17 protein-coding genes are annotated in these 24,809 nt (G+C 33.6%); 6 read left to right on the top strand and 11 right to left on the bottom strand.

Translation table 11 applies throughout. The features are described 5' to 3' along the window. Positions 1–90: 90 nt before the first annotated feature. Complete coding sequence (locus tag VB776_RS22355) at positions 91–1,314, bottom strand: hypothetical protein (RefSeq protein WP_323699096.1); 1,224 nt, start codon at positions 1,312–1,314, stop codon at positions 91–93. 632 nt (positions 1,315–1,946) lie between these two features. Here VB776_RS22355 and VB776_RS22350 point away from each other — a divergent pair. The 3 genes from VB776_RS22350 (at position 1,947) to VB776_RS22340 (ending at position 8,895) form a co-directional block, all read left to right on the top strand. After that, positions 1,947–3,776 carry a DEAD/DEAH box helicase gene (locus tag VB776_RS22350; RefSeq protein ID WP_323699095.1) on the top strand — a complete coding sequence of 610 codons (1,830 nt, stop codon included), beginning with the start codon at positions 1,947–1,949 and terminating at the stop codon, positions 3,774–3,776. Positions 3,777–4,274: 498 nt separating this feature from the next. Continuing rightward, complete coding sequence (locus VB776_RS22345) at positions 4,275–7,379, top strand: SusC/RagA family TonB-linked outer membrane protein (protein ID WP_323699094.1); 3,105 nt, start codon at positions 4,275–4,277, stop codon at positions 7,377–7,379. Positions 7,380–7,398: 19 nt separating this feature from the next. Further along, a complete protein-coding gene (locus tag VB776_RS22340; protein WP_323699093.1) occupies positions 7,399–8,895 on the top strand; it encodes a RagB/SusD family nutrient uptake outer membrane protein in 1,497 nt (498 codons plus the stop codon). A gap of 104 nt (positions 8,896–8,999) precedes the next feature. Here VB776_RS22340 and VB776_RS22335 read toward each other — a convergent pair whose 3' ends face one another. The 7 genes from VB776_RS22335 to VB776_RS22305 all read right to left on the bottom strand — a co-directional run bounded on the left by VB776_RS22335 (position 9,000) and on the right by VB776_RS22305 (position 16,111). Beyond that, on the bottom strand, positions 9,000–10,019 hold the full coding sequence (locus tag VB776_RS22335) for a nucleoside hydrolase (RefSeq protein WP_323699092.1): 1,020 nt from the start codon (positions 10,017–10,019) through the stop codon (positions 9,000–9,002). Between the two features lie 39 nt (positions 10,020–10,058). Next, entirely contained in the window at positions 10,059–10,193 is a 135-nt protein-coding gene (locus tag VB776_RS22330; protein ID WP_323699091.1) for a hypothetical protein, read from the bottom strand. A gap of 147 nt (positions 10,194–10,340) precedes the next feature. Beyond that, positions 10,341–11,867, bottom strand: a complete 1,527-nt coding sequence (locus VB776_RS22325) for a hypothetical protein (RefSeq protein WP_323699090.1) — start codon at positions 11,865–11,867, stop codon at positions 10,341–10,343. Between the two features lie 11 nt (positions 11,868–11,878). Continuing rightward, on the bottom strand, positions 11,879–12,607 hold the full coding sequence (locus VB776_RS22320) for a hypothetical protein (protein WP_323699089.1): 729 nt from the start codon (positions 12,605–12,607) through the stop codon (positions 11,879–11,881). Positions 12,608–12,967: 360 nt separating this feature from the next. After that, the gene (locus VB776_RS22315) at positions 12,968–14,044 is read right to left on the bottom strand and encodes a hypothetical protein (protein WP_323699088.1); all 1,077 of its coding nucleotides are present in this window, start codon (positions 14,042–14,044) and stop codon (positions 12,968–12,970) included. A gap of 6 nt (positions 14,045–14,050) precedes the next feature. Beyond that, positions 14,051–15,277: a hypothetical protein gene (locus VB776_RS22310; protein ID WP_323699087.1), complete on the bottom strand. Its 1,227-nt coding sequence runs from the start codon at positions 15,275–15,277 to the stop codon at positions 14,051–14,053. Between the two features lie 213 nt (positions 15,278–15,490). Next, the gene (locus VB776_RS22305; RefSeq protein WP_323699086.1) at positions 15,491–16,111 is read right to left on the bottom strand and encodes a fibronectin type III domain-containing protein; all 621 of its coding nucleotides are present in this window, start codon (positions 16,109–16,111) and stop codon (positions 15,491–15,493) included. Between the two features lie 775 nt (positions 16,112–16,886). On the opposite strand from VB776_RS22305, the gene VB776_RS22300 reads away from it, so the two are divergent. The 3 genes from VB776_RS22300 (at position 16,887) to ggt (ending at position 22,000) form a co-directional block, all read left to right on the top strand. Further along, positions 16,887–17,504 (top strand): pseudouridine synthase, encoded by a 618-nt coding sequence (locus VB776_RS22300; RefSeq protein WP_323699085.1) that lies wholly within the window; start codon positions 16,887–16,889, stop codon positions 17,502–17,504. Between the two features lie 263 nt (positions 17,505–17,767). Then, positions 17,768–19,942: a S9 family peptidase gene (locus VB776_RS22295; protein ID WP_323699084.1), complete on the top strand. Its 2,175-nt coding sequence runs from the start codon at positions 17,768–17,770 to the stop codon at positions 19,940–19,942. A gap of 261 nt (positions 19,943–20,203) precedes the next feature. After that, positions 20,204–22,000: a gamma-glutamyltransferase gene (gene ggt, locus VB776_RS22290; protein WP_323699083.1), complete on the top strand. Its 1,797-nt coding sequence runs from the start codon at positions 20,204–20,206 to the stop codon at positions 21,998–22,000. Positions 22,001–22,150: 150 nt separating this feature from the next. Here ggt and VB776_RS22285 read toward each other — a convergent pair whose 3' ends face one another. From VB776_RS22285 to VB776_RS22275, 3 genes are all read right to left on the bottom strand, one after another. Beyond that, positions 22,151–22,627: an adenine nucleotide alpha hydrolase family protein gene (locus tag VB776_RS22285; protein ID WP_323699082.1), complete on the bottom strand. Its 477-nt coding sequence runs from the start codon at positions 22,625–22,627 to the stop codon at positions 22,151–22,153. Positions 22,628–22,714: 87 nt separating this feature from the next. Then, on the bottom strand, positions 22,715–24,091 hold the full coding sequence (locus tag VB776_RS22280) for a sensor histidine kinase (RefSeq protein WP_323699081.1): 1,377 nt from the start codon (positions 24,089–24,091) through the stop codon (positions 22,715–22,717). Beyond that, the gene (locus VB776_RS22275) at positions 24,088–24,786 is read right to left on the bottom strand and encodes a response regulator transcription factor (protein ID WP_323699080.1); all 699 of its coding nucleotides are present in this window, start codon (positions 24,784–24,786) and stop codon (positions 24,088–24,090) included. Before VB776_RS22275 ends, VB776_RS22280 begins: the two co-directional genes overlap by 4 nt. Positions 24,787–24,809 lie beyond the last annotated feature (23 nt).

Here is a 24,809-nt window from a genome sequence, read left to right as displayed (position 1 = left end):
AATTGGTTTGCTGAATAATTGAAGAGATTTAAACATAAAAATACCTCCTTCTTTTCAGAAAGAGGTATTTTATTGATTAAGATTTTAACACTAAAGTATTTTATAAATATCTACAGCGTCAATTTTATCTTTTAACTCTTTAATGTTGATACTTGACTTAATGGCTGAATCCTTCTTTTTCTTTTTAGCTCCTAATTCTTTAATCAAATCATCGTAAACCATTTGGGCTGAACGTTCACCTACAGCTTCAATTATATTATTGCTTTTAGCAACATTGATTGACTGCTTTACTAAATCGAAATAGCGGTTTTCTAAATCAAAATATTGGTCATGAATACCAATAAAGCGATTACAAAGTGCCTGTAAATAGTCTAAATTGTTGTTTACATGACGAATATCTAACTCTGTTTGTAACATATCCGTTAAATTAACTTTGCCATCTTTTTGAGTGTACTTACTTTCAATATCGCTAATTCTTTTCTTTACATAATCAGTAGAAAACTCATTCACCATATAATTGAAGTAATCATCCAAAGATTCATCGTTTCTTATATCTCTTGGATTATACCCAATTTTCTGAACATCTTTTTTGAATTTTTCAAGCAAATCTAATTGTAGTGCTTCTAGCAAAGTAACCGTTTGTGAACTTGCATTTGCATTGGTTAAATTGGCTTTATCTAAAGCATTATAAAAACCAGTGTAGCGTTGAAGTTCCTTTTCAAATTCACGGATTTTGTCAAAATTTACTTTTTTGTCTTGTACTCCAGCCGCATAAGCCACATTTACTGCTGCTGTAGAAAGATTGACAGCTTGAGAAGCATAAGGAATTAAACCTACTATTGGGCTATCTTTCAAGCTTTTTAGGACTGTCATAAAACGTTCATTTTTCTCTTTTTTGCTGAAAATCGCTTTGTTTTGAGCCGTCTTCATAATTACTTCCTCAAAAGAAAAACCAAGTGGGCCTTTTTCTACCGAACTCAATTTCTTGATATAACCTTGATAGTCTTGATTGATTACCTGAGATTTCAAATCAATAATATCATCACTCAAAATTTTATAAACCTCAGCACTTTTTACCAAGTTTGTCCTAATTTTTTCCCATTTTGTTTTGTCACTTATAGATTGATTCTTTGAAATATCAGTTAAAGAACGACTTTGCATTTCTAAACGACTTTTCAAATTTTCATTTTCACTTTGTAGTTTACCAAGTGAGCCTTGGATATTGACAAATACTGAATCAGAAAATACTTGGGAGAATCCTGCATAAGTACAAAAAAGATAGCCGATAGCAGTTAATAAGATTGTTTTTTTCATGAAATAATACAAAATGTTATTTTTAATTAAACGCTTAGGTCTTGTGAAATATTGGTTAAAGTTTTCACTTATTTCTTGAAAATCTATTTGGTTCTGTAATAATTTTTGAAATGAGAATATGGCTATCAAGTTTTTGTAGTGAAAACTTGGGTATTTACAATTTATTTGTTTTTTACAAAAGGGCTTTTAATGCAAGATAGCCCATATTTATGCTAAATAAGGGGAAGTAGTTTTTTTATTTTCTAAAAAAAATGCAAGAAACACTTGCTAATAAAAAAGATTGGCGTACCTTTGTGGAAAATTAGTACAAAAAACATCCGCACGTCTCTGTGTACGTTTCGTTGGATACGAAACTATTCTTCTCAGGAACTTTTTAACAGTTCTAAGTCGGTCTCCCAGAGCTTTAACGGATGTTCAGGCATCATTAAAGCAATTATTTCAAATCAATTACAAATTTAGTCTCAGGAACGAGTGGAGCATCAGGTCGATGCCCTCAATCTTCTTCATGTCGTTTGGTAGGCTATACAAACAAAGGCAACGAAATCTTTGAAAGCAACATATATTAAGAAATCGGTTTTCCAAAGCTATTTCTTTAGGTTTGTTTGCGTCTTTGAAATCGTTTTAGAAAAATCATGAGTGAAATTACAAGATTAAGATTCGATGAACTTTCCGTGTCGGAAGACATCAAAAATGCAGTAAAGGACATGGGGTTCGAAACTGCTTCACCAATCCAATCAGAAGCAATTCCTTATTTATTAGAAGGTCGTGACGTAATCGGACAAGCGCAAACTGGTACAGGTAAAACTGCAGCATTTGGTATTCCGATGATTGACAAAGTTATCGCTTTCGATAAATACGTACAAGGTTTAGTACTTTGCCCAACACGTGAGTTGGCTGTACAAGTGACTGAAGAAATCAAAAAATTATCAAAATACAAAAAAGGCGTTTGGGTAACTACTGTATTCGGTGGTGATTCAATTGAACGTCAAATCAAGTCTTTAAAAGCAGGTGCAAACATCGTTGTTGGTACGCCAGGACGTGTTATCGATTTAATCGAAAGACGTGCTTTGAAACTTGAAAATGTTAAAATGGCAGTTCTTGACGAAGCAGATGAAATGCTAGACATGGGCTTCCGTGAAGATATCGAAAGTATCTTACAAGAAACTAACGAAGACCGTCAAACAGTTTTCTTCTCTGCAACGATGTCTAAGCCTATTATGGCATTGACAACTCGTTATCAGAATAATCCTAAATTAGTAAAAGTAGTGAAAAACGAAATTACTAATGCTAACATCGAACAATTATACTTTGATGTAAAAGGAAAAGCGAAATTAGAAGTAATGACTCGTTTGATAGATTTACATAGTGTTAAATTAGCTTTAGTTTTCTGTAACCAGAAGAAAAAAGTTGATGAAGTAGTGGAAGAATTAGTATTACGTGGTTATGCAGCTGAAGGTCTTCATGGAGATTTACGTCAAGCACAACGTACAAATGTAATGGCTAAATTCCGCTCAGGTGTTGTAAATATTTTAGTTGCTACTGACGTTGCAGCACGTGGTATTGACGTTAGTGATGTAGATGCAGTATTTAACTACGATATTCCATTAGATGAAGAATATTATGTACACCGTATCGGTAGAACGGGTCGTGCTGGTAAATCTGGTAAAGCATTTACTTTAGTAGTAGGTTCAGAACGCAACCGTTTACGTGACATCATGAATTACACTAAAGTTAAAATTGACAAAGGTGTTATTCCTTCATTCTCTGATGTAGTAGGAGTTAAAAAAGGAATGTTTATTGAACGTCTTCAAAATACTATCCAAGCAGGTGATTTAGAATTGTTCGGTGATGTTTATGCTTCTTTAGAACATTCAGGATTTAGTGCTGAGCAAATTATTGCTGCTTTAGTGAAAATGAATATGGGTGTTGCTAAAAACGAATTCGCTGACGAAAACTTAGACGGAGAAGCAGAACGCAACGCACGTAGAAATGATCGTGGAAGTGATCGTTTTGGAAGTAGAGATGCTGGTCGTGGTGGTCGTGATGGAGGACGTGAGTCTGGAAATCGTTTTGGAAACAGAGAAGGTGGTAGCCGTTTTGATCGTGGTAATTCACGTGATGACCGTTCAGGTGGTCGTTCAAATGACCGTCAACCTCGTTCTTTTGAAGACCGTGGACCTCGTACCGACAAAGCTGGTAAACCATACCGTCAGGATGCCAACATGGTAAGAATGTTTGTAAACATTGGTTTTGATGAGAAGATTTCTCCTGCCAATATTGTGGGTGCTTTCGCTGGAGAGTCAGGAATTCCTGGAAATACTTTAGGGCAAATCAATATTTTTGATAAATATTCATTTGTTGACGTTCCGAAAGAATATGCAACTACTGTACTGAACCGTATGGAAGGTGCTTCTATCAAAGGAAAAAGAGTAAATGTTGAGATTGCTAAACCAAGCAATTAATCTCAATAAAATAATAAATACAAAAGCCACTGTGAGAAATTGCAGTGGCTTTTGTATTTATTGGGTTTTGCCTTTTTAAAATTAAAAAAGATAGAGAAAGTACTCAGAATATTAAACAATACAATTTATTTGATGATTTTGAAGCGTAATAATTACGTATAACTACTTTACCACCCAAGTTGGTGTATGAAATAATATTTGGCTATAAGTAATAATGACCATATAATGAACGGTTGATTTAGTGGTTTTCTGGATAAATCTTCTGTGATATTGTTTTTTTACTAAAGATGATTGTTGTGGAGAATTGTTGAAAAATGTGAAATAGTAGTATTTATTTTTCTTTTTGTTGTATTTATTTTATTTTTATGCTTATATGTCAAAAAAACTATTGCTTTAACAATAGTTAATACATATTTTCACATACTGATTTTGTTAACCATTTGTTAATATTCAGTAACGTATAAGTAATAACCATCAACAAATTAACCCCTTTATTGCATGAAGAAGAGACTTCTACTTACCATGCTGTTGGTCTTCAGTGTGAGCATACTTTTTGCTCAGAGTAAGATTACAGGAAAAGTTACAACGTCTGAGAATGGCTCCGAGCTACCAGGAGTAAGCGTATCTGTTAAGGGTTCAACTCGTGGAACCACTACAAATGCGAACGGCGTGTTCACAATCAACGCTTCACCAAGTGAAACATTGGTTTTTACTTTTGTAGGCTTCAAGGCTACTTCAGTAAAAGTAGGTAACTCCAGCACAATTAATGTTCAATTAGATCAAGACATTTCTGAATTGAATGAAGTTGTTGTTGTAGGATATGGTACTCAAAGTAAAAAAGTGATTACTGGTGCTGTAACTTCTGTTTCTGGAAAAGACATTGCTTCTCAACCAGTTCAATCATTTGACCAAGGTTTACAAGGTCGTGTATCAGGTGTGAACATTACTACTCCAAACGGTGTATTGAATAATGCTCCAATCATCCGTGTGCGTGGTACATCTTCAATCAACCAAAGCTCATCTCCTTTAATTGTTATTGATGGAATGCCAATCAACTCAGGTGATGTATCAGCAGGAGGTTATACAGTTAATAACCCACTTGGTGATATTAATCCGTCTGATATTGAGTCAGTTGAGATTTTGAAAGATGCTTCTGCTACTGCTATTTACGGTTCAAGAGCTGCTGCTGGTGTAATGTTGATTACAACCAAAAAAGGAAAAGAAGGTAGAGCTAAATTAACTTATGATACTTGGGTGGGTTCTACTCAGGCTTTCAGAAAGTTCAAAATGTTAGATGCTCAACAATTCATGGACATCAAAAACGAAGCTTCAAGAAATGCAGGCTTAGCTGATCAATTTTTTCCTTCTTATAATGCAGATGGTAGTTTAGTAAACACTAACTGGTATGACTATGTTTACCAAACAGGAGTTTCTCAAAGCCATAACTTAAGCTTGAATGGTGGTAATAAAGATACTAAATACTCATTCTCAGTAGGTTACACAGACCAAGATGGTATGATTAAGAAAAATACGTTTAGTCGTATGACAGGACGTATGAACGTTTCTCATAGATTAAATGATTTTATCACAATTGGATCTAACATTACTTATGCAAACAGCTTTAATCAATCGCCAAACACTGGTACGACTGGTGCTTTCTCAACAGGTGGTTTGGGTCGTTTGCCATTAGTTTTAGCACCAAATATTGCTCCATACAATGCTGATGGTTCATACAACATCAACAAAGCAGGTAATAACATGGGCTTAGGTAAAAACTTAGTAGGTCCTGGGGGATATTATAACCCACTTCCAGATTTGGATTTAAGTAAATTTACTTCTGAAAATGCTCACTTAATTGCGAATGTTTTTGCTGATGTTAAGTTATATAAAGGCTTGGTATTCAGAACTTCTTATGGTATGGATAACACTCAAGTTGAAGATATCAGCTTTAGTAACCCTGTTCATGGTGAAGGTGGTGGTAGTAACGGTATTGCAACTAATGCTTACACAAACATCAAACAATGGAACTTCCAAAACTACTTGACTTACGATTTCAACGTAGCGAAAAATAACGTTACAGTTGTTGTAGGTACTGAAGCTCAGAAATTTACAATCAACCGTTGGGGTGCTTCAAGAAACAATGTGTCAGATCCATTCTTTACTAGTTTCCAAGGTAGTTTTGTAAACAATACTGTTGGTAGTAACTATCAAACACAAAATGGTTTATTATCATATTTCGGTCGTTTGAACTATGATTATGACAAGAAATATATTGCCTCTTTCACATTACGTCGTGATGGTTATTCTGCTTATGCTACTGGTAATAAATGGGGTAACTTCCCTGGTGCATCTTTAGGATGGCGTTTATCTGAAGAATCATTCTGGAAAGAATCTTCATTAGCAAATACAGTAAACGAATTAAAATTACGTACTAGCTGGGGCCGTGTTGGTAATACTGGTGTAAGTGATTTCGCTTCATTAAGTTTATTTGGTTCTGGTTTATATGGTTCTACTCCAACATGGGTATTTGCGCAAGCAGGAAATCCAAACTTGAGATGGGAACAAAGTACTAAGTTGGACATCGGTTTAAGCTATGGTTTATTTGACGACAGAATTTCTGGGGAAATTAACTATTACAAAAACGATATTTCTGATTTAGTTTTGGCTGAGCCACAAGCTCCTTCTCGTGGTGTACCTAACAACTCTATCAACACTAACGTTGGTTCAATGATTAATAAAGGTTGGGAATTTACTTTGAATGCTTTAGTATTAGAAAAGAAAGGATTTACTTGGAATGCTAACTTCAATATCTCAACTAACTCTAATGAAGTTCTTGCTTTAGCAAACAACAATGCTGATATCATTGCTTCAACAGGTGGTTTAGAAAGTTCAAACATCGTTCGTGTTGGTTATCCAGTAGGTAGTATTTTCGTAGTAGAAACAAGAGGTGTGAATCCAGTAAATGGACAACGTATTTTTGTAAATGCTGCTGGTAAAGAAGTACAATATTCTCATCCAGGAAAATGGACTTATGTAGATGGTAGTGGTACTGCTCCTGCTATTACTGGTTCTGACCGTAAAGTTTGGGGAACAGCATTCCCAACTTTCTTCGGAGGTTTAGACAATACTTTCAAATACAAATCATTTGATTTAGGAGTTTTCTTACAATTCTCAGGTGGTAACTACATTTACAATGGTACAAAAGCGGGTCTTCGTGACCAACGTGCTTGGAACAACCACACAGAAATCTTGACTCGTTGGCAAAAAGAAGGTGATATTACTAGTGTACCTCGTTTAGTATTTGGTGATAACATCTCTAATGGTTCATCTACTCCAATTTCTGAAAACGTAGAAAAAGGTGATTTTATCCGTATGCGTAATATCTCAATGGGATATACTTTCAAGAAAGGGTTATTAGAAAAAGCTAAAATCTCAAGTGCTAGATTATATGCTCAAGTTCAAAATGCTTTCATTATTACTGGATATTCTGGTGCTGACCCTGAAATTTCAACAAACCGTAACTCGAACATTGCTCCTGGTGTTGACCGTAACTCTACGCCTCAAGCACGTACTTACACAGTTGGTCTATCAGTTAGTTTCTAATTTTAAAATTGATTTTAAGATGAAAAAAAATATAAATATTACTTTTAAAAACGCAGGGAAGACTATCAAAATATCGATGGCTTCTATCATGATGCTAACAACAATTTTGGCTTGTGATGAAAAGAGTTTGCTTGAACCAACGCCGATTACAGCTTTATCTGATTTACAAGCATTTTCAACTCCTGACCGTGTATTAGCTCAAGTGAATGGTTTGTATTCAAGTGCTAAATCTGGACAACTTTATGGTGGTCGTTATTATATCTATAACGATGTTCGTGGGGAAGAGTTTTTGAACGTAACATCAAATGGTGTTACTGCTTTACAAACTTGGAACCATACGAATAACTCTTCTTCAAATGAGCCAACAAATATGTGGAATGCTGCATATTTAGCAATTAACCGTTCTAATTTGTTTGCTGAAGGTTTAGATAAAAACGCTGGTGTTATTGATGCTACATTGGCAACACAATACAAGGCTGAAGCTAGATTTTTGAGAGCTTTGATTTATTATGCTCTTGTAAATACTTATGCACAGCCGTTCACAAAAGATGCTGGCGCAAGTTTAGGTGTACCTTTGCGTTTGACTGGCGAAGTTGGTAGCGGTAATAATAATTTGAAGAGAAGTACAGTTGCTGAAGTATATACTCAAATCATTTCTGATTTAACTTATGCTGAGCAAAACCTTCCTGCTACTTATGCGTCGGCTGCATTGAACACTACTCGTGCACACAAGAATAGTGCAATTGCTATGAAAGTACGTGCTTATACTACAATGGGTAGATGGGCTGATGTAGTTACTGAAGCTAACAAAATCGTATCAGCTACTGCTCCATTTAAAGCAGGTACTGGTGTAGCGAATGCTTTACAAACATCAGTTGCTTCGGTTTTTGCAGCACCATATACAACGGTTGAATCTATCTTCTCATTTCCAATGGGTGATAATGACTTACCGGGCACTCAAAATGGTTTAGCTAGTTATTATTTACCATTAATTGGTATTGGTGACTTCTCATTGAATCCTGCTGGTATTTTAGGAAATACAGCTTTCAGTGCTACTGATGCAAGACGTACTAACTTTGTAAGAAATGATTTTGCAAGTGATGGTGGTCGTTTCCGTTTAACTAAATTCCCTACAGGACCTGTTCATAAAGATTTTGTCCCAGTATTACGTTATGCTGAAGTATTGCTTAACCTTGCTGAAGCAAAAGCTAGATTAGCAGGTGCAAGTGTTGATGCTTCGGCATTAGCTTTATTGAATGCTGTTAGAGGTCGTTCAACTACAGCTTATACTGCTGCTGATTTTGCTTCAGGATCTGCTTTAGTTAGTGCAATTTTGACAGAAAGAAGAATCGAATTCTTAGGTGAAGGTTTCCGTTCAATTGATTTGCAACGTAATAATTTGCCACTTCCTGCTAAAGCGAATATTGCTCCAATTCCAGTAACTTCGCCGGCTTATATTTGGCCAATTCCGCAATCGGAAATTAACGTAAACAAAGATTGTGCTCCAAACCCATAATCTAGTTTAATGATTAATATAAAAATGCCCAGTTGAATGATTTCAGCTGGGCATTTTTTATATTAATAGGATGCTGAAAATTGCTTTATTCGTTAAAGAAATGATTATTGATTTGCTAATTCTAATTTGGCGAAAAAGTCTTCAAACATTAAGTAAGTATCTAAATGATTGTAAACCCTAATATTTCTGCCTTTATGATTATACTCATAAGCTCCCTGCTTGTTGATTTTTGGGGCTAATTTAATTACATACTTACTAGATGATGGGTCAGCTTCAAAAGATGATTGAAGAGCAGTTAATAATACTAAAGGACTATCACCCAATACATAGGTTTCGCCGATATTATAGTATGGTTGGATTCTCTTCATTAAATTCTCTAAAATTGTAACCAAATAGTTTCCTGTTTTTCCTTTTGATTTTACTTTGGTCAGTAACTGATTATATGAAATCAAGCATTGACGATAAGCATTTCTTGGTATTTGCCAGATAGGAAGATTTGATTTGTTGAAAACAACTGCACCAGCTGAAATATCTATTTTAAGGTTATATTCAGGGTCAGAAAAATTGGGAGGAGGTAACGCTAAATCGTTATATTCTGGACCGCCAATCCATACTAATGTTAATTTATTCGCAATTTGTGGGTTCGTTAAAACTGCCGAAGCAATTTCAGTTAAACCTGCTCCACAAAGTACATATAAAGGCAATTTGGTATCAGTCCGTAACGCTTCTTGAATAATAAAATTCACAGCTTCATCTTTTACAGGCGTACTATCATTCAGCATGGCAGTATTTGAACCTGCAAAAACAGGAATATTGTTTTTAACAGCCATTACTTGTAATAATTCTTTCGCTTTATTTGCCGCATTGTCTGCTTGTGTTTTTGAAGGATCGAACCCATCGCCAACACTTAAATGCGAACCAATAATTCCTCTTATTTCTACAGAAGGAGAGAGTAAAAGATGTGCAAGCTGGAAGAGTCCGTCAGGGTCGCCACTGAAATCATTATCAACAATTACACGCATTCGGGGAATTACTGCATTATTGTTCGTTACATTTTGAGCGAACAACATAAAGGGGGCTATCAATAAGAATATTAATAGTAAAAGATTGTGTTTTTTAAGCATTGTTTTTCATGGTTTAACAGATTTAATAGAAAATCAAATTTACATTGCTTTTCTAACTAAATTAAATTCATGAAAAGGTTTTCTTTTTGTCTTTTGCTGTTTTAACGGATATGATGATAATTCCAACGAAGTCGAATCTATAGAAGTACTTACACTTTCAGACTCTGTCTGCATTTTTATAGTTTTAAGTCAAGAATGATTTGGAATAGCGAAGGTGATGAGTAAAACTTTTCAGAGGTTAAAATGTTTATTTCTTCTCTACAAAATGACTTCGAAAAGATGGGGATAAGTATATAATACATACAAATCCCCATTTTATTCTTATTGCAATATTACTCTTACTTTCTCCATCCTTTTTTCTTTATCAGGATGATTTTTATTGGTTATATGTAAATAATATTCACCACGAGGTATTTTGTTTACATCAATGTCAATTATAGTACCTGACATATCTTTACTTTTTATTTTATTTTTAACATCAACAGAATAATATTCCTTCATTTTTATATCTAAAAGTTTGATATTATCTGGCATCAATTCTGTTGGAGTTTCATTATCGTAGTTTATTGATAATGTGCTAGTAGCTGGATTGGGTCCAATTCTATATCCACTTGAACAATTAATAACATTGATATATTTAGTGTTACTACCATAACCACTACAATTTGTAGCACCTGCTTCTACTCTAAATACTCCTGTATTATAGCTGGTAATACTGGCAGAGTTGCTACCATACCAAAGTAAACTAGCACTTCCATTAAGTAGCTGAAAGTTATATGAGTTTGCTCTATCAGAATTGACTACTAAATACTTACTATTACCCGCACACATATTGACAAAGCTATTTCCATCGCCATCAGCTAAAAATGAAGGTGTACTAGGTGCTCCATATTTTAAATCAACTATAGCATAAGCAGTACCTTGCCCACATGTTGAAACTGGATATATTTTAATGGTTCCATCGCTTGTAGCTGATACACTGGCAGATGATGTTGTACTACTTGCCGATACGCCACCTGTGGTTACCCAATTATAGCTTGTACCATTTCCTCCTGTGACCTCAATGGTTGTACTGCCACATATAATTCTATCAGTAACACCCGAACCCCAAACGCCTTGAGTTGTACCATAATTACTAATTGTTGGTAATGAGAATTGCGGACGGGTGATGTTTACTGTTGCTTTTTGGGTTGTTTTACCATCAGTTCTTGATGCGATTACTGACAATATCCCACCTCCTGCTTGATTGGTTGTGATTGTTGCACTGTTGGTATAAGTTGTAGTAACTCCACCTGCAATAGTCCAGCCAGATGGTAAAGCCCAATAATACTTTATTGATGATGTTGGGTATGTTGCTGGAATTTGACAAGAAACTGTAAACGTACTGACTGCACAAGGTAAGTTTGATAATTGTCCTGTATTAGCAACAGTGGTTCCATTTATAACCAAATAACCTACTGTTCCAATATGCTTCACCGTTATGTTTTTGGTGTCTGAGAGGGTAAAATTATCACCTTGTGAGGTATAACGAAAAATTACTTTTATACTTTTTGAAAATATATTATCAGCATTATTTTGCCATTCTGCTGTACTGTTCTGGGAAGTAGGTCCACTTGTTATTGTACCATTTGTTATTATCCATTCCCAAGAAATGTTCTCAGCACCACTTGGAATATTTGCTAACTCGCCTTTGTATGAATACGATTTTGGTGTAGGTTCAAGTAAAGTAAAACCATCTGTACTAGAAATTATCACCGAAGGGGGAGGAGTGCTTTGTGAAATTCCTGAAAAAGAAAGAAAAAAGCTAAAGACAATTGCTATTAGCGGTTGAGTTGTTAATGTTTTCATAATTATTTTTTTTAAAAATGATAACCAATTTGAACCATAGAGAAGCCTCCATTTATTTGTACATCACCTCTACTTGAATTAGCCTCTTGTACTAAATTGTTTGATAGTGAGTTTAAAACTTTGGTATTATAAGTTGATTTATCATAAAAAATTTCCAAATTTGAAGATAGAGAAATAGAGAGATGTGAGTTGAAAAAAAAGCGTCCTCCAAGAAATACACCACCAGAAATCAACATACCATTACTATTGCGAACATTATAGGTTCCACCATTTGATGATGTGATGTTTATCAATTTTGGAGTAGATGAGTCTATTGTAAAAAGAGATCTTACTCGTGGTCCATAAAATAGCATGAATCTACCTTGTTGCTTTTGAAATTCATATCCAAATCCTATATTGTAATTATTTTTTACACTATTAAATTCATTGTTGTCGGTATCAATAAAATTGAGGTTTGAATTAGCAATTCCCAATTTACACTCAATAGCAGATTTTTTAACTTTATTCATGCTGTATCTCCTAATGATAAGATAGCCTTGATTATCAACAACTCCATTAACATTCGAGCCATTGAAAGTGCCAATAAAATTAAATACATCTAATGCCACCTCCCACTTTCGTCTTTCTGGTTCAGGAGCTGTATCAAATCGGGCTTGTTTTGTAGTATTTTCTTGGGCAAAGGTATGGTTTACTGAAAGTGCATAGACCGTCAGCAAAAGCGTTAGAAGCTTTTTTTTCATGTACGATAAGTTAAGTTTTTGATTGAAAAATAAAATTGTGGCAAGGCTTTATCTATCCCGATATTGCTTGCAATAAGAAGCTTAGTTTTGTGTAGTTTTTATTATCATAGGTTTTAGGTTTAGTTTCTTTATACAATATTAATTCTTGTAATAGTACAATACAAATTTATTAACATTTAATTTTGTGCAATTAACATTATATTAATTCACTGAATGTTAAATTAAAGTTTTGACAACTTTTTTGAAAGTTGTCAAAACTAATCTGTAAACCAATCTCCCTAAAAACACCACAGCCCAAACTTTTGCTTGGGCTGGTACTACTGATACTGTTTTGATATTTCTTTTGATTATGCTTGTTAACTATTCAATAATAAAATCCTTTACTCTTTTTGCAGTTAATAGATTTGATTGCTCTCTTTGGATAAAAGTGATTTTTTTTACATTCATTCTTTTGAACCAATCATCCCAATAAGTTTTTAAAATCTCAAAATCATATCCTTTCCCCTCTTTTCTTTCATTGACTTCACATACTAAAACCTCAGTATTAGCTAAATCTATATTAACTTTAGGAATATTCAAACCATTTGATGTAATAATTTCTAAAGTATTCCCAGCTAATACAGATGGGTAGAGAATTTCTTGATAACCATAAATTTTAGTATCAGCAGGATTCGTTTCGGGTTCTAAATAACCATCAGTAATAATTATTACTTTATTTTTAAAATTATCAAATAGAGTAGATTTTTTTAAATGGCTCGCAAGGTATCTACGTAAGTAAAATCTATAGTCAGCTCCAAGGGGTTTGTCTTTTGCTAATTTGTACATTTCTTGAATGTTACCTTCAAACTGCTTGTCTTTTTCAGGAGAAAAAAACAATCTATTACTTTGTCCTTTATGATTAGATAAGTCATATTGCAATTTATCTGCAACAATTCCAAATTGACCTTTTGCTTGGTCAATATCTGTAACTTCGACAATTAATTTATCCTTACTATCTTGTTTTAATTTAGAAAAATCTACGAAAGATTTCCATATAGTTCTTAGTATAGAAATATCATTTTCTATTTGGTTTGGGTTATTTATATCATCAATAATCCTTCTTGATAAATCAGGAACTATAATTACATTTATACTTTCGGGCGCTGGTGGTAGCCAACTTCTACATTCATTAATTTCTTCATCAGACAGATTAAAGCTCACAAGTTTTGTTCTAGTTTCTAGTATAAATTCTTCATCTTGATACAAGTCAGTCTTGTATTTATACCAAATAGCTTCAACTTCTTTTTTGTTTGAGCATATTTTTAATTCTTCAATAGCATTAGTTTGGGAAGAAGGTATTATCAAGACAATTATAAAAATTGTAAAAAATACAAATAATCCAAAAAGTAGGAATAATGGTTTTTTATCCTTTTTTTTTGTCTTTTTAAAATTATCCATGTTTATCTATTTATCTGAGTTTAGGTTTTTTATTTTAAGATTAAGCCAATTATCTTGTACTTTGATGGTTTCACCAATTAGTGCATCCGAGTCTGCTTTAGAAAAGTTATTATTTGTAAATGCTTGCCAACCTCCCATGAACTCACCAAGTGAGCCTTTCAATGATTCTATATTTAATGGGATGACTCCGTTTTCATAACCTATTATATCATTTTCTTTTTCTTGAATTTTACTTTCAGAAGTTATAATCTCACTTTCTAATTTATGAATTTTGTTGATTATATCAGAAAGTTCTTTACGTTTATCAGATATTTTGTTATTAATATTTTCAAGCATTAATTTAATTTTCTCATTTTCAGGCTGTAAATAAGGATGACTAAAAACATAATTCAGTAATAAACCCCAGATAACATAAACAACAAATCCAAGCACTAGTATAAGGTAAAAATTAATATCAGTTAATACCATTTGGAAATTCCATGGTTCATTCGTCAGACCAGCATTAAATTCATTAACATGAACACCTTGTGAAATTTTATAGCCAATGAAAATATCTGCAATAAGAGTAATCAATAGGAGTAATGTTATTAAGGTAAATTTTCTAGGCTTATTTTGATTTGATAGTTTTTTGTTAGTTTCTATTGAATCATGAATTAGAAAGCCTAATCCTAAAAAAATCACAGGAAATAACATTATTAAGGCAACAACTCCACCTCCTTTATTTTTTGCATCTATAAATACATTTGGGTTAATAAATCCTAAACTTCCCTTTTTGATACCATAAAAAGCAGAGTAACCCGAAGAAGAATAAAAAACAAATAGATATAGTGTTAGTAGCAGTGTTATAAATGAACCTATCACAAAAGGAATGGTGTCACCAGTTTCAATATCTCCATTTCTGATATCAATTTTCTCTAAATCCAATTCTTCTATCTCTTGTTCCTTATCATCTTTAAGTCTTTTGTGTGATGCTATTTCAGCATTGGTGTCATTTTTTTTTGTTTTTTCTTGCAAAACTTCAGCCTTTAACTTTGAAATTCTATCTCTAAGCCCTTGTTCATCTAGTTTCTGCTCATTTAAAAATCTTTCATAAACATTGTTCAAGAAACCTTCAATAGAATCAGGTCTTGCATTTGAATGTTGTGCTGAACGAAAACCGTAAACATGATACGTTATTTTGTCGTTAGGGGTGTCAACTTTAGTCTGACCATTAAAAAATGTATCTTCTGCCATACTTTATATTTATTTACTTGTTCAATTGTGGATGTAATAATTAAGAGTTTTACTAGGCTCAATCATTTTCAAAAATAAGCAAGATTCTTGCCATAATTACTATCTTTAACATTTTAATTTTATCATGTACTTATATTTTTCACCTCCCCCTAAAAACACCACAGCCCAAACTTTTGCTTGGGCTGGTACTACTGCTTTAATATCTCTGCTTTGCTATGAAACAAACCTCATGAGTATATCTGAATATATCAACATGGGTTCGACACCGATACCTGCCATTTTTACAGCATATTGTGTTCCCGGAGTTAGCCCAACAAACATGTGTGTTTTGGTGCTGGCATATTCCGTTTGCCAAATGCTGTTATCACTTACTGGTGCTGTCGTTATTTGATAAACGTATGTTTTTGCACCATCTACTTTATCTGAACTAGCAACCAATGTTCCAGATGCTGGACCATTCTCTACCTTAAAATTGGTAGGTCTTTCTAAAATACCAGTAGGTGTTCTACTTTTCTGAATATCAAAACCCGAACCTTGGGCAATGACTTCATTATTATTGCAGTTTGCCTGCACATACAGTCCTAATAACCTTAGTTTTGCTTCTAAATTCTTACGGGCTTCGTTTTTAACTAAGGTTTGTTGTTTGCCACCTGTTTCATTAGCTGAAAGTGCATTGATATAAGCATCTCTGCTTGCTGCAATATCTGCTAAAGAAGGTTGAGGATTAGAGAAATTGGCATTTCCCGTCAAGCTGTTGAGGATGACAAGACTTTTAGTGTCTAAATCGTCATCTCTTAATTTTGTGAAACTAATGATGATTTTTACTATGGACATGGTGATAGAGGGGTTTTATGTGTTAAACTATTGACTTACTACAGAGATATTAAAACAAGGTGTGAGTGAGCGTAGTACTTGTTCTAATATTTGAATTTAATAAAAAAAATAATTTAAAAGCAAGTCAACTATCTACAATTCAGTAAATTATCTAATTTATTTATTATACGGTAAAATAATGTTTTACAATTTAATTATTGGCTTAAAAAAGCCTTTGTTCGGAGATGTATATTCGTAAACAAGAAAAAGTTTATTTCTTATCAGCAAAATATTTTCGTAAACTATTTTTAAAATTTTTCTTGTTAGAAAAATTTTATTTCTGATGAGAAAAAGTTTATTTCTTATCAGCAAAACATTTTCGTAAACTATTTTTAAAATTTTTCTTGTTAGAAAAATTTCATTTCTGATGAGAAAAAGTTTATTTCTTATCAGCAAAATATTTTTGTAAACTATTTTTAAAATTTTTCTTGTTGGAAAAATTTCATTTCTTATCAGCAAAACATTTTCGTAAACTAATGTTAGATTTTTTCTTGTCAGAAAAATTATTTCGTTTATAAGAAAATATTTATTGCTTGTCAGAAAAATATCTGCGTAAACAAGAAAAATATAATTTTTGAGTACCTAAAATATTTTTCAAGAATGAAAAAATCAATTTCTCGTTAATTCATTCTTTGAAATACTTGTATCTTGCATCTAAAAATCTTCTGTCAACCCAATGACTTTCAGAAATCGTCTTCAGTATCTTCTCGTTAAACGTCTTCAAATTTCTAATAAAATGGCTCTATCGCTGATTCAATCAGAAACGATTATGGTCAATAGTGTGCTGGTTAATGAGAATATCATTATTGAAATGGAAGATGAAGTAATCTACAACCATTCAATCATTAAAGAAGGTAAAAAGATGATTTATTTGGCTTTCTACAAAGCTCGTGGCATCGAAACAACGCTCAATACCAATATTCCAGATAACTTAAAAGCCATTTTACCTTTTGAAGATATTTTCCCTGTGGGCAGATTGGACAAAGAATCAGAAGGATTGCTATTATTGACTAATGACGGTCGCCTTTTTGATAAAACCCTCCGCAAAGAACATCAAACCGAAAAAGAATATTTGGTGACGGTCGATAAAGTAATTGATGAAGAGTTTATTGCCCGAATGTCTGGCGGAATTAAAATCATGGGTAAAACTACTTTGCCTTGTCAGGTTGAAAAAATCAATGATTTTACCTTTAAGATTATTTTGGTACAAGGCTTGAATCGACAAATCCGAAGGATGTGTTATCAATTGCATTATGAAGTATTGGAACTTATCCGAATCAGAATTGGAAATATTACTTTAGGAGATTTACAACCCAATGAATACAGGGTTTTAGATAGGAGTCATGAATTATGAATTAGGTTTATGAAGGATTTAATAGTGTTCAAATTTCTTAAGTTAATATTTTTGTAGCGGCAAACCCTTGCGGTTGCCGTTTTGAGTGCGGTAACCGCAAGGGTTTACCGCTACAACTTCCGTTTTGAAGATAAATCTAAACCATAGTACTTTAAAAGTATAAATAATGAGATTAAAAACACACCATATAAAATGATTCAACAATTCTCATCATAAGCAAAATGTTTTTCTTATTTTCGTCTTTCATTCATCAATTATAAATCATGAACAAAAAACACTTCACTAAACTATTGCTAATCCTGATACTTATTCCCGCAGGATTGTTCGCACAAGGCATTAATTGGGATACTGATGGCACTTCTTACACTCAGTTAGAAGGTAGCCAAATCTCAAGAGTAAGTCTTCCCTCTTTACAAAAAACTACGATTGTTACTGCTGATTTATTGATTCCAAAAGGACAAACAAAAGCTTTAGCTATCAGAAGTTATGCTTTTTCTGAAGATGCTAAAAAAGTATTGATTTACACCAACAGCAAAAGAGTATGGCGACAAGATACTCGTGGCGATTATTGGGTGCTTAATTTAGCCACCAAAGAATTGAAACAATTAGGTAAAACAATGCCAGAATCATCAATGATGTTTGCGAAATTCTCGCCAGATGGTTCAAAAGTAGCTTATGTTTCAAAACATAATATTTATGTAGAAGACCTTGCTACCAATAAAATCAAAGCTTTGACCAAAGACGGAACTACGAAGTTAATCAACGGTACTTTCGACTGGGTTTATGAAGAAGAGTTTGATTGCAGAGACGGTTTTCGTTGGAGTCCAGATAGTAAATCAGTTGCTTATTGGCAGATTGATGCCAATACCATTCGTGATTATTTTATGTTGAATACTACAGATTCTACTTATTCGCAAATCATTCCTGTAGAATATCCAAAAGTAGGAGAGAAGCCTTCCGCTTGTAAAGTAGGAGTAGTTGATATTGCAACAGCCAAAACAATTTGGATGAAAGTACCGGGCGAATCGACTAATAACTATATTCCAAAAATGGAATGGGCTGGTAATTCATCTGAAATCATTATTCAACAATTACCGAGAAAGCAAAACGAAACAAAATTGATGCTTTGCAATATCAAAACAGGAGAAGCAAAAACGTTTTATAGTGAATCTGACAAAGCTTGGGTAAATGTAAATAATCGTGGAGGAGAATCTGTAGGTTGGGATTGGTTGAAAAATGGTAAAGATTTTATCTGGCAATCAGAAAAAGATGGTTGGAATCATTTATACATTGTTGGAAAAGATGGCAAAGAAAAGTTGATTACCGTAGGCGACTATGATGTGATTAATCTATTAGCTTTTGATGAAACATCGAATATTATTTACTTCACGGCTTCGCCAGAAAATGCTACGCAACAGTATTTATACAAAACTACTTTAGACGGAAAAGGTAAAGCTGAAAGAGTATCACCTTTGAACCAAGCTGGAACGCATAGTTATAATGTTTCGCCTACAGGGAAGTTTGCACAACATCGTTTTACAAGTTCAGTGGTGAGTCCAGTAAGTGAAATGATTTCTTTGCCAGACCATAAACCTTTCAATGAATCGGAAAGTGTAAATGCGAAAATTGCAAAACAAAAACCAAGAAAAAACAAAGTAGAATTCCTGAAAATCAAAACGGAAGATAACATCACAGTAGATGCTTGGATGGTAAAGCCTTATGATTTTGATTCTACTAAAAAGTATCCAATCGTATTTATGGTTTATACAGAACCAGCTTCGGCAACGGTGAAAGATACTTATTCGGCAGGTTCAAACGGATTATATAGTGGCGATATGGCGAAAGATGGTTATATCTATGTTTCGATTGATGGACGTGGAACGCCTTCACCAAAAGGACGTGAATGGAGAAAAGCGATTTATCGTAAAATTGGTCAAATCAATATCCGTGACCAAGCGATGGCAGCCAAAGAATTATTGAAAAATAAATATATTGACCCAACAAGAGTGGCGGTTCATGGCTGGAGTGGTGGAGGTTCAACTACGTTGAATTTACTTTTCCAATATCCAGAAATTTATCAAACAGGTATTGCCGTTGCTGCGGTAGCGAATCAACTTTCGTATGATAATATTTATCAAGAAAGATACATGGGTATTCCACAAGAAAATCGTGAAGATTTTATAAATGGCTCGCCGATTACTTATGCTAAAAACTTGAAAGGAAATTTATTGTACATCCACGGAACAGGAGATGATAACGTTCATTATCAAAATGCGGAACAATTAGTCAATGAATTAATTAAGTATAACAAGCAATTTCAGTTCATGGCATATCCAAACCGTTCGCACGGTATTTATGAAGGTGAAGGCACAAGATTGCACTTAAATACTTTGTTTACTAATTATTTAAAACAATATTGCCCTCCGGGAGGAAGATGATAGTTATGAGTTTTGAATTATGAAGTCTCTTCATTTGCATATTATTTCAAACAAAAACACCTGATGGGCTAGAATCTATCAGGTGTTTTTGTTTATTAATATGTTCAATTGAATTTATTTTTTCTCCAACTATCAGTAAATTTTGGGTTATATTTTTTTGAAATTATTGAGCAAGAAAATGATTTTATCATATCGTGTTTCTATATTTTAATTGCTTAAATTCCTCTAATTCTGTAAATTGAGAATAAAAAATCAACAAATATGAATTCAAAACATTTACTTACTTTATCAATAAGCCTTTTAAGTTTGGTTGCTTGTAAAACTAATCAAACCAATATTCAGCAAACTACTTCACAAAAGCCAGCTGAAAATCAAGGTTTTTATCAATTCACAAACGAAGACCCAAATGCCTCGCCATTCTTTGCAAAAAAAGCTTCTGTTTATGGGAAAAACGGAATGATAACAGCTACGCATCCTGTTGCTTCGCAAGTGGGTGCTGATATTTTAAAACAAGGTGGTAATGCAATTGATGCTGCCGTGGCGACACAATTTGCTTTGGCTGTAGTTCACCCAGCTGCTGGAAATATCGGTGGAGGCGGTTTCTTGGTTTATCGTGATAAAAATGGAAAAAGTTATACCTTGGATTATCGTGAGAAAGCATCAGAAAATGCCAGCAGAGATATGTATTTAGATGAAAATAAAAATATAAAAGCTGGTCAGCCAAGTTGGTTAGGGCATTTAGCTAGTGGAACTCCAGGCTCTGTAGATGGTTTGGAACAAGCTCATAAACGTTTTGGTAAACTTTCTTGGAAACAAGTAATGCAACCAGCGATTGATTTAGCCGAAAATGGTGTAAAACTAACAGCCAGAGAAGCTAGAGGATTGAATAATGTTAAAGCGGATTTGTTGAAATTTAATCCGACGAAAACATACTTTATGAAAACCGATACTGCTAAATGGAAAGAAGGTGAAGTATTGATTCAAAAAGATTTAGCCAAAACGCTTAAACTGATTCAGGAGCAAGGAAGAAAAGGCTTTTACGAAGGTGAAACGGCTAAATTACTTCTCGCTGAAATGAAAAGAGGAGGAGGAATTATCACTCAAAAAGATTTAGATAATTATCATGCGGTTTGGCGTGAAGCGGTAATTGGGAATTATAAAAACCTAAAAGTGATTTCTATGCCACCGCCATCAAGTGGAGGAATTGCTCTTTTACAATTATTGAAATTTGTTGAACCTTACCCTTTGAAAAGATGGGGTTGGCATAGTGACTCAACAACCCAAGTAATGATTGAAGCGGAGCGTCGTGTGTATGCCGACCGTTCTAAATGGCTGGGCGATCCAGATTTTGTGAAAGTACCGCAGAAAGAATTATTAGATGCTGAATACTTAAAGAAACGTTGGCAAGATTTCCAATTCGCTCAGGCTACAGACAGTAAGGTTGTAAAAGGCGGAGACATTATTGGTTACGAAAGTCCAGAAACGACGCATTCATCTTTTGTAGATAAAGAAGGAAATGCCGTTTCAATTACCACTACTTTGAATGGTTCGTATGGAAGTAAAGTAGTAGTGGACGGAGCAGGTTTTTTAATGAATGATGAAATGGATGATTTTTCTATTAAACCGGGAGTGCCAAATGTTTATGGATTAATTGGAAATGAGGCGAATGCTATTGCAGCCAATAAAAGAATGCTTTCTTCAATGACACCAACAATTGTAGAGAAAGATGGAAAATTGCTGATGGTTTTGGGTACTCCGGGTGGTTCAACGATTATTACTTCGGTTTTTCAAGTTTTTTTAAATGTGGCAGAACATCAAATGTCGATGCAACAGGCTGTTGATGCACTTCGTTTTCATCATCAATGGATGCCCGACAGAACTACTTTTGAAGAAGGTGCTTTTACCGAAAAAACCTTAATTAGAATGCGTGAAAGAGGCTATAAGTTAGATTCACAAAAAAATACGATTGGTAGAATGGACTGTATTTTGGTTTTACCAGATGGTACTTACGAAGGTGGTGCTGATGTTAGAGCCGACGATACAGCTGTGGGTTATTAATCTTTGATATGTCATGATTAAAAAGGAAGTTAGTACATTCACAGCTACCTTTTTAATGAAATAATCACATAAAAGTCAACAAAAAAAGTATGCTTAATAAAAGCATACTTTTTTGCATTAATTTTCTATTTTTAATCTACGGTCTTTATGTTAGTTAAATAATGAAAGGAATTGTTCTTGAATTGGCAATTCAAAATCTGTTTCAATATTTACTTCAATAACATTATAGTTTGATTTCCTTAAAAGTGGAATTGGACTAAAAGCTTTCTTAGAAGTTTTTAACTGATAATTGCTGGGAATGTAAATTTCATCCACATGATTAGCTTCTAAAAAAGTTTTTATCGCATTTTTATTATATCCATGAAACAACTCAATGCTGATGTGCTTTAATTTTCCTTCAAATCTATTTTTAATGATTTCTAAGGCTTCTTTAAATGCTGGAGTAATATGATTTGAAATCGTTTTGTTGGGCGTATAAAATAATAATTCTGTGATAGAATCATCCAGATATTCGGAGTACATCAGGATTACCTCGATAGGGTCTTCACTGTATGGTTCCAGTGCAAGTTTCAACGTGTTGAGCGAGGCAACACTGAAATCAATCGGGACTAAAATAGTTTTTGTCATCACTTATTGTTTAAGTATTAAGACAAATCTATTTTGAATAGATTATAAACTTTTAAGAAAGAGATTAGAATTCGATAAGAGTGAGATTTAAATGAATTTCATGAGTGGAATCTTAACTTGAACTTTTGTGCCAACATTTACTTGTGAACTCACAATTAAATCGCCTCTGTGTAGTGAAATTATATTTTGAGTAAGTGGCAAGCCAATGCCGTAACCTTCAAAAAGATTTGTATTGGAAGCTCTGAAAAATGGGTCATAAATGTAGTCGATTTCAGATTCAGGAATACCAATTCCTTGATCTTCAACCATAATAATTACTTGAGAATTACTAGAAGCAATATGTACCGTTACAGGTTTATTGTTTGAATATTTACAAGCATTACTCAGAATATTGGCAAAGGCAAGGTGTAATAATTGTTGATTACCTTGTACTTTTAGTTTCTTGGGGTCTTCTGGCAAAAGACGTAAATCTACCAAAATCTTATTGTTTGGATTCAGTTTATCAATTAGACTTTTTGTACTCCAAATTACTTCGTCAATTCGTACCATTTCAAAAGTAATGGTTTTGCCTTTGTAGCCAGTTTGAGCTAAAAAGAGTAATGACTTTGTAATTTCGTTCAAACGTTCAGCTTGTTGAAGTATATTTTTTATGGCTGCAATGTATTCTTCAGAAGTTCGTGGTTTTAGTAGCGAAAAGTCTGCTTCGCCAATAATCGTTGTTAGTGGAGTGCCAAGTTCATGAGAGGCATTACTGATGAAATTTTTTTGTGTTTCAAAAGCCGTTTCTATACGATTGAGGAGTTCGTTGAAAGTACTGGTTAGCTCACTGATTTCACTACTTTTATCAATATTGTTTTCCAATCGAAGATGAATATTTTCAGTACTGATTTGTTTTACTTTAACGGTGATGTCTCGAATCGGGTCAAAAATATGCTTAGAAAAGTAAAATGAGAAAATCGCAACGATTAAAATTACCATTGAAATTCCGCCAATCAATACTGTTCTTAAAAAAATTAAGTGATTGGAAACATAGTAATTTTCTGCCGAAACAATGACAAAATAGCGTTTGTTACCTTTTTTATATTGCGAACCAGCCATGAATAAATTTCCTTGTTTTTCTCTGTAAGTTCCCACTTTTGAAAGCGAAATAAGAAAATTAAGAGGCAATTTATGTTTTTGAGCAATGTCTTTTAAGGAAACATTGGGAGAAGTTTCAATCAAATATTCTTTTTCTTTTTCAAGCGTTTCTAAATGCTGTTTTCGTAAACTTTTTAAGTATCTAGAATTTAATGTTCCTGAATTTAAACTGTATTGTGCCGAAATACTTACCCTTGCTTCTAGTCTTTTATAAAAATCTACATAAGAGTATTTATCCAGAAAATAATAAACGGAAATACCAAATACAACAACAAGTGTAGTACTCAGAAAACCAAGTATGATGGCTAGTTTGGTTTGTGTTTTCATTTTTCTTTTAGCACATATCCCATTCCAACAACAGTATGAATAAGCTTGTTTTCGAAATCACCATCAATTTTTTTTCTTAGGTAATTAATATAGACATCCACCACGTTGGTTCCCATGTTGAAATTAATGTCCCAAGCACTTTCTAAAATGTCTATTCTTGAAAGTACTCTTCCTTTATTTTTCATTAAAACCAATAATAAACGGTATTCTGTGGCTGTTAATGAAATTTTTTGTTCTCCTCTCATTACTGTTTTGGCATCGTCATCAATAATTAAATCGCTGATGACAAATGTGTTTTTTACTTTTTCATCTGAAAGGTTGTCAGTATAAGAAGTCCTTCTTAGAAGGGCATTGATTCTGGCATATAATTCAATAAACTTAAAAGGTTTTACCAAATAATCGTCTGCACCAGTATTTAAACCCAAAGCGATGTTCTCGGAAGTACCAAGAGCTGTTAAGAAAAGAATGGGTGTTTTGATGCCTTGTGAACGCAATATTCGGCATACTTCAATCCCATTTTTATCGGGCAACATGATGTCTAAAATGATAAGGTCAAAAGAAGATTCAGAAGCCATACTGATGGCAGAGTTCCCATTCAAGGCGACGGATACTTCAAAATTTGCTTCGTCTAGTCCCTTTTTTAAGAATTCAACAACACTAAAATCGTCTTCTACTAAAAGTATTTTTTTATTCATGTGAGTCGTCTGTCTGTATAAAT

The sequence above is a fragment of the Arcicella gelida genome (assembly GCF_034931025.1).
Classification (GTDB): Bacteria; Bacteroidota; Bacteroidia; order Cytophagales; family Spirosomataceae; genus Arcicella; species Arcicella gelida.
This window is presented reverse-complemented; position numbering and strand designations above follow the sequence as displayed.